At 41.1% G+C, this 302-nt stretch carries 1 protein-coding gene; it reads right to left on the minus strand.

The window, feature by feature from the left end:
• A partial coding sequence (locus tag E4T71_RS09390) for a transposase (RefSeq protein ID WP_194181275.1) occupies nucleotides 1-302 on the minus strand: 302 nt, incomplete at both ends.

Genomic DNA, 302 nt, shown 5'->3' on the forward strand with positions numbered 1-302 from the left:
AGTGGATGATACCCTGTGGCACGGTAATGAGCATTGTAAGCCGAGCCTTCTTGTTTTCCATAGGTTGTAAAATGAGTCGAATCAATATCAATGATAAGATTCCCCACTTGATGAAATTGTAAAAAGACTTGGAGAAGTTCAAAGTTAATCTGTCTTAAAGCTGCAATCGTTTCTCCAGTAGCTCGAGAAAAGAAACGTGACAAGGTTGGTTGAGAGGCCAGCTGTCCAGGTTCTAGCAGCTGATAGAAATAAGCATCTTCTTTCAATTCTTGACAGGCATAGTCTGTATCATGACCAGCTAG

Origin of the sequence: Streptococcus sp. WM07, from assembly GCF_004570525.1 — a bacterium.
Lineage (GTDB): Bacteria > Bacillota > Bacilli > Lactobacillales > Streptococcaceae > Streptococcus.